General features: G+C 32.1%; 5 protein-coding genes. 1 reads left to right on the top strand and 4 read right to left on the bottom strand.

Annotation, left to right across the window (positions count from 1 at the left end; genetic code table 11):
* Positions 1–4: 4 nt before the first annotated feature.
* On the bottom strand, positions 5–142 hold the full coding sequence (locus B2S90_RS08365; protein WP_286696880.1) for a helix-turn-helix domain-containing protein: 138 nt from the start codon (positions 140–142) through the stop codon (positions 5–7).
* 188 nt (positions 143–330) lie between these two features.
* On the opposite strand from B2S90_RS08365, the gene rsmH reads away from it, so the two are divergent.
* Positions 331–1,377, top strand: coding sequence for a 16S rRNA (cytosine(1402)-N(4))-methyltransferase RsmH (gene rsmH, locus B2S90_RS08360; RefSeq protein WP_286696879.1), 1,047 nt, complete (start codon positions 331–333; stop codon positions 1,375–1,377).
* A 105-nt stretch (positions 1,378–1,482) separates the two neighbouring features.
* Here the strand turns inward: rsmH and B2S90_RS08355 are convergent, their stop codons facing one another.
* The 3 genes from B2S90_RS08355 to B2S90_RS08345 form a co-directional block, all read right to left on the bottom strand.
* A complete protein-coding gene (locus tag B2S90_RS08355) occupies positions 1,483–2,274 on the bottom strand; it encodes a MurR/RpiR family transcriptional regulator (RefSeq protein ID WP_286696878.1) in 792 nt (263 codons plus the stop codon).
* A 51-nt stretch (positions 2,275–2,325) separates the two neighbouring features.
* Complete coding sequence (locus B2S90_RS08350; protein ID WP_278778628.1) at positions 2,326–2,871, bottom strand: RDD family protein; 546 nt, start codon at positions 2,869–2,871, stop codon at positions 2,326–2,328.
* 124 nt (positions 2,872–2,995) lie between these two features.
* A complete protein-coding gene (locus tag B2S90_RS08345; RefSeq protein WP_055232552.1) occupies positions 2,996–3,718 on the bottom strand; it encodes a glucosamine-6-phosphate deaminase in 723 nt (240 codons plus the stop codon).
* Between the last annotated feature and the right edge of the window lie 160 nt (positions 3,719–3,878).

The following is a 3,878-nucleotide window of genomic DNA, read 5'->3' as shown; positions in this document are numbered from 1 at the left end:
ATCTTTATCTAAGTGAACCCCCGTTTTCCCATCTAGAGATAGTCTTATTACTGACACCTAATATATTTCCTAGTTGTTCTTGAGTGAGACCTTTTCTTTTTCTATTCTCAGAAATGAACTTTCCTATCTTTTTTGTATCCATAAATATTTCTCCTTTCATGAAAACTATAAAATAAAGCATGAAACAACAACACCCCACAAATAGCGAATACACTACTTTTATTATATATTGTGAAGGTAAGAGAGAACAATCCAGTATATACAGAGTTTTATCTGACTTGTTTATTGTCTCTATTTTCGTTAATATAGTAGATGAAATGAGGTATAAACATGACTGAACAGGTACACAAAAGAAGAAAAAGATATAAGGGTACACACCCTAAAAATTTCTCAGAGAAGTATAAAGAACTTAATCCAGAATTATATCCTGAAACAATAGAAAAGGTTATTTCAAAAGGAAGTACACCAGCAGGTATGCATATTTCTATCATGGTAGATGAAATACTAGAATTCTTAGATATTCAGCCAGGACAGATTGGTTTAGATTGTACTCTAGGATATGGAGGACATTCTTCTAAAATGATGGAAAAATTAGAAGGGCAAGGACACCTTTATGGATTAGACATCGATACTATCGAAATAGAAAAAACAACAGAGAGACTAAGAAATAAAGGTTATGGAGAAGACGTCTTTACTCCTATTTTGACCAACTTTAGAAACATTGATCAAGTAAGTGAGAAGTATGGACCATTTGATTTTGTCTTAGCTGATTTAGGAGTATCTTCTATGCAGATTGATAATCCAGAAAGAGGATTCTCATATAAGAAAAATGGCCCATTAGACCTAAGACTTAATCCTAAAGCAGGTAGACCTGCTTATGAAATCTTAAAAGACTTATCAAGAGAAGAACTAGAACATATTCTTACAGAGAACTCAGATGAACCATATGCTGATATATTAGCTAAGAATATCTATTCATTCATACGTTCAGGTATGGAAGTAGAAACAACTCAGCAGCTTTATAAGATCATTGATAAAACACTCAACTTTATTACTGATAAGAATAGAAAAGATATTGTGAATAAGACAGCTGCAAGAGTATTCCAGGCATTAAGAATAGAAGTGAATCAGGAGTTTGAAGTATTATACGACTTTGTAGAGAAGCTACCTCTTGTTTTAAAACCAGGAGGAAAGGCTGCGATTCTTACATTCCATTCTGGAGAAGATAGAATTGTGAAGAAGTCTTTTAAAGAATTAAAGAATCTAGGTATTTATGAAGATGTATGTAGAAATGTGATTAGACCTTCTAAGGAAGAATGTCATCGTAATTCACGTGCAAAGTCTACTAAGATGAGATGGGCTATTAAAGCAAAATAGAATATCAGATATACAAGTGTTGTACTTTATTTGTGATTAGAAAATAGATGCATCAAAACGAAAAGGTAAGGATGGTCAGATCCTTACCTTTTTAGTGCTTTCATATTATTCGAGTTCTTTCAACATTTTTGCATATTCAATACATATTGTATCTGCAATCGCTGTGAGTGAATAAGGGTGAGTTGCATAATCACCTCTACTGTCATAGCGTATATATTGATCAATAAAAGGATAATCTAATTCTTTATTAGATGTAATTAAACAAATCTTAGGTTTCTTGCTTTGTTGTTTAAATGGTTTTGCACGTGGGAAAATACGATCAAAATAAGTACCAGAATCAGAGAACAAGATAATTAAAGTCTTCTCATCGGCGTTTGTAATATATTCAGCCTGGTTAGCTACTTTAATGGCAGTAAATACAGGTTTAGCACTTGTTTGTAAATCATATTGCAAGTTCAATGCAACGTTTTCAGAATGCATATAACCAAATGCAGCTACCTTTTGATACCCATAAATATCATTTACTAATTTTTTGATATCATTTTCAATAGAACTCTTTTCCAACATCTCTAGATTCTCAATCACACTTCTTACATAAGAAGTGAAAATGGAATCTTCATTTCGTCCTTCATAGTTAAATTTATTAGAAAGTTTCGTTTTTTCTACCGAAAACTTCGCAATCTGATTTTTTAACTGATTAAAATCCCTTAAACCTATATCCCTGCAGAATCTAGAAATACTAGAATTAGACACATAACACGCTTTCGCAAGTTCAGTTAGAGTATAGTCTTCTAAATCATGAATATTTTCTATCATGAATTTCGCAATCTTATAATTATTAGAACCTTTAGGTTCACCATTTAATGTAGATAATAAAATAATAACTAAGTTAAACATGTATTCACCGTCCTGGGTATAATATACCTTATTATACCACAGGACAGTAATTTATAGTTTAATAACTTCAGTATGTGAAACTAAATCATGAAAACAACGTGTATCTTTCTGGAAATAAGCATATCCAATAGAAACAAGTGTCAATGCATAAGCAACATAAGTTAAAGGATTTACAATAGAAGTGAACTGTAAAAGAGAGGCAATCTTTCTTAAATAAGAAGGAATAATAGTAATACCACCTTCAAGAAGAGTTGCACCGAGTAATTCTCTTAACATCATGTTTTTCATAGTGACATCTTTATGATCATAATCAATAACTTTGATCTTACAAATCTTCTTACCTGGAGTCTGACCTTTCCAGATATAAAGAGGAATGAATACATAATAAAGTATCCCGATAGTAATCGCAATTAAACATACAATAAGAGCTGTATTGAAACCATAAGCAGTTAATTCAAACATCTCTGGTTTAAACTGACTATCTTTTCTTAAAAAGAATGTGATAGGAATAGAAGCCAGCATATTAGTAATATACCAGTCAATTATCAATGCAACTGTTCTTCTTAATCTTAACTCTACAATATCCATCTTACTCATAAATAGTACCTCCTGTTTATTCAAGTATATCAATTCATAATTGATCAGTAATCTCGTTTCCATTTCTTGGAAAAGCTTTCCAGAATATAAAAAAAGAAAGTTCCGAAGAACTTTCTATAAAGACTTATAGTCTTTTGTAATCGTCCATGTTTAATTCAGAAGCTGCATCTTTATCACAGATCAATGTCATATTAGGATGAAGCTTTAAAACAGTAGATGGTAATTCATCTGTAATAGGTGAATCAAGAACCTGTTTTAAGATGCCTGCTTTTTCCTTACCATTTACAATCATCACTAAGTGTTTAACCTTCATTAAGCTCTTAGGACCCATTGTAAGAGTGATTGGAAGATGTTCTCTCTTTGGATAATCAGGGTTTGCTTTATTTTTAGTAGCACGATCCATTGCATAAGAATATGAATCCATTGGTGTACATCTAGGACAGTTGCTGCAGAAATGACCATCATAACCAAGACCAATAACCATGACATCAATACCACCTGCACGGCTGATTTCTTCATCATATGTTTCCCAGTTTTCCATAGTCATATCATGAATTCTTTCTTCTGGAATATTTGCTTCTTCGAAGAATAATTTCTGCATTTCTTCCCAGTTAGGACCATAAGGCTTACCATCCATGTATGGTGCTTCATCGAATAAATAGTATTCGATATCCTTGAACTTTTCCTGATCTCTTACTTCTGGAGCTAACATCTTGTAAAGTTCAATAGGACTTCTACCTGATGTAAGAGAAATATTCACTCTCTTATCCTGCATCATAGCACCAAGTAAGATGTGCATTGCACTTTCGCTCATTTTCTGAGTGTTTTCTTCAACGATTAATTTCATAATAAATTCCTCCTGTATTTCACAAGAAGATAAAACTCACACACTTCACATTATAAGTATTAATCTCTTTCTGTCAACCTATAAAAAATTAAAATTATGTTGTATATATCAGTGTAATTTGGCGTGCATTATACTTGTATAGAGTCGCTTTTGCAAGTGA

Source organism: Catenibacterium sp. UBA627 (assembly GCF_002299355.1).
Taxonomy (GTDB): domain Bacteria; phylum Bacillota_I; class Bacilli_A; order Erysipelotrichales; family Coprobacillaceae; genus Catenibacterium; species Catenibacterium mitsuoka.
Note: the sequence above shows the minus strand (reverse complement) of the source record. Positions and strands in the feature narration are given on the sequence as shown.

Excerpts from the sequence above, each read along its gene's own strand:
- B2S90_RS08365 (WP_286696880.1), bottom strand. The coding sequence starts at position 142 with ATGGATACAAAAAAGATAGGAAAGTTCATTTCTGAGAATAGAAAAAGA.
- B2S90_RS08345 (WP_055232552.1), bottom strand. The coding sequence starts at position 3,718 with ATGAAATTAATCGTTGAAGAAAACACTCAGAAAATGAGCGAAAGTGCA.
- B2S90_RS08350 (WP_278778628.1), bottom strand. The coding sequence starts at position 2,871 with ATGAGTAAGATGGATATTGTAGAGTTAAGATTAAGAAGAACAGTTGCA.
- B2S90_RS08355 (WP_286696878.1), bottom strand. The coding sequence starts at position 2,274 with ATGTTTAACTTAGTTATTATTTTATTATCTACATTAAATGGTGAACCT.
- rsmH (WP_286696879.1), top strand. The coding sequence starts at position 331 with ATGACTGAACAGGTACACAAAAGAAGAAAAAGATATAAGGGTACACAC.